This is a genomic window from Sphingobium sp. ba1 (assembly GCF_000743655.1).
Classification (GTDB): Bacteria; Pseudomonadota; Alphaproteobacteria; order Sphingomonadales; family Sphingomonadaceae; genus Sphingobium.
This window is the reverse complement of the sequence record NZ_JPPQ01000012.1, coordinates 5,855-7,764: the sequence shown is the minus strand read 5'-3', so window position 1 is coordinate 7,764 and position 1,910 is coordinate 5,855. Positions and strand designations below refer to the sequence as shown.

Sequence of the window (1,910 nt, the reverse complement as noted above, 5' to 3'; positions counted from 1 at the left end):
CCCAAACCCCTCCCACACGCCACCCCACCGCCCCGCAATAAATCCCGCAAAGGGACTGGCCGTATCGGGGCGGAGTGGTTACATGGGCCGCCACAAAACCCCTGGGGTCTGCTGCAGACCCCGCAGCAGAAAGTGGCTTGTTCCATGGAAATCCGCCTCGGCCTCACCTTCGACGACGTGCTGTTGCAGCCCGGCGAATCCGATGTGCTGCCAAGCCAGGCGGACACCAGCACGTTCGTCACCAAGGCGATCAAGCTGAACATTCCGATCCTGTCGTCGGCGATGGACACGGTAACGGAAGCGGACATGGCGATCGTCATGGCGCAGCTGGGCGGCATCGGCGTGCTGCACCGCAACCTGTCGGTCGAGGAGCAGGCGGACGCGGTGCGCGCGGTCAAGCGGTTCGAGAGCGGTATGGTCGTCAACCCCATCACCATCCTGCCCAACGCCACGCTGGCGGACGCGCAGATGCTGATGAAGCGGCACCGGATCAGCGGCATTCCCGTGGTGGAAGCGAGCGGCAAGCTGGTCGGCATATTGACGCACCGCGACACCCGCTTTGCCGAAAACCCGGCCCAGCCGGTCAGCGAATTGATGACCAAGGATAATCTGGCGACGGTCAAGGTCGGCGTGGGGCAGGAAGAGGCGCAGCGCCTGTTGCACCAGCGTCGGATCGAGAAATTGCTGGTGGTGGACGAGGCCTATCATTGCGTCGGCCTGATCACGGTCAAGGATATCGAAAAAGCGGTCACCTATCCGCAGGCGACCAAGGACGGCACCGGCCGTTTGCGCGTCGCGGCGGCGACGACGGTCGGCGAAAAGGGGCTGGAGCGCAGCCGCGCGCTGATCGACGCGGAGTGCGACCTGATCGTCATCGACACGGCGCATGGCCATAGCAAACAGGTGTCGGCCGCGGTCGAAGCGGTCAAGCGCCTGTCCAACAATGTGCAGGTGGTTGCGGGCAATGTCGCCACCGCCGAAGCGACCAAGGCGCTGATCGGCGCGGGCGCGGATTGCGTGAAGGTCGGCATCGGGCCGGGGTCGATCTGCACCACGCGCGTCGTCGCGGGCGTAGGCGTGCCGCAATTGACCGCGGTCATGGATTCGGCTGAGGAAGCCGCCAAGCAGGGCGTGCCGGTGATCGCCGATGGCGGGCTGCGCACCAGCGGCGACCTGGCCAAGGCGCTGGCGGCAGGCGCGGGTTGTGTCATGGTCGGATCGCTGCTGGCGGGCACGGCCGAAGCGCCGGGCGAAACCTTCCTCTATCAGGGCCGCGCCTATAAGAGCTATCGCGGCATGGGCAGCGTCGGCGCGATGGCGCGCGGGTCGGCCGACCGCTATTTCCAGGCGGATATCAAGGATCAGATGAAGCTGGTCCCCGAAGGCATTGAAGGCCAGGTGCCGTTCAAAGGCCCGGCCAAGGACGTCATTCACCAGCTGGTCGGCGGCGTGAAGGCGGCGATGGGCTATACCGGCAGCGCCACGATCAAGGATTTGCAGGAGCGCGCGCGCTTTGTGCAGATCACCAATGCCGGGTTGTCCGAGAGCCATGTCCATGACGTGACGATCACGCGGGAAGCGCCCAATTATCCGACGCGGTAAGCGTTTTCTTAATCCCCCTCCCTTTTAAGGGAGGGGTTAGGGGTGGGTGCGCCGCGCCGCGGCGCTTCGGCCCGATCGGCAGGGCGCTAGGCTCGCTACGCTCGCCACCCACCCCCGGCCCCTCCCTTGAAAGGGAGGGGAGAAGGTATTGATGACCCCCTCTGCTCGTATCCAGGCTGCGATCGATCTGCTCGACGCCATCATTGCGTCGGCGCGCGATGGTGGGCCGGCGGCGGATACGTTGATCGCGCGCTATTTCAAGGAGCGGCGCTATGCCGGGTCGCGGGATCGGCGGGCGGTGCGCGATC

The 1,910-nt window shown here is 65.7% G+C and carries 1 protein-coding gene and 1 pseudogene (1 of these 2 cut by a window edge); both read left to right on the top strand.

Annotated elements, in window-relative coordinates; translation table 11 throughout:
* Window positions 1-144: 144 nt before the first annotated feature.
* Window positions 145-1,602: an IMP dehydrogenase gene (gene guaB, locus IL54_RS01910; RefSeq protein ID WP_037472637.1), complete on the top strand. Its 1,458-nt coding sequence runs from the start codon at window positions 145-147 to the stop codon at window positions 1,600-1,602.
* 151 nt (window positions 1,603-1,753) lie between these two features.
* A pseudogene (locus tag IL54_RS23855) lies at window positions 1,754-1,910 on the top strand (RsmB/NOP family class I SAM-dependent RNA methyltransferase); its annotated part runs 26 nt beyond the window's last position; the annotation flags it as partial.